We start from the raw sequence: 277 nt of genomic DNA, 5'->3' as shown, positions 1-277 counted from the left end.
ATGAACGCCATGCGCCTCTCTCCCCGGGAGGCATCCGGGTGGAGGCCCGTCAGCTCAGGTTTGGAGGAAATTGATGTCCGAGAAGGTCTACCCCGTGCTGCCAAGCGCGAAGAAGAACGCGTTTATCGACAACGAAACATATCTCGCCTGGTACAAGCAGAGCATCAAGGATCCGGAGAAGTTCTGGGCCAAGCACGGCAAGCGCATCGACTGGTTCAAGCCCTATACCAAGGTCAAGAACACCTCCTTCGAGGGCAAGGTGGCGATCAAATGGTTC

General features: G+C 56.3%; 1 protein-coding gene. It reads left to right on the top strand.

The genetic code is table 11. The features are described 5' to 3' along the window. Window positions 1-73: 73 nt before the first annotated feature. The coding region (locus tag Ga0451573_RS19165; RefSeq protein WP_231685789.1) for an acetyl-coenzyme A synthetase N-terminal domain-containing protein at window positions 74-277 on the top strand (204 nt) is incomplete at its 3' end.

It is taken from the genome of Phosphitispora fastidiosa (assembly GCF_019008365.1).
GTDB lineage: Bacteria > Bacillota > Thermincolia > Thermincolales > UBA2595 > Phosphitispora > Phosphitispora fastidiosa.
This window is presented reverse-complemented; position numbering and strand designations above follow the sequence as displayed.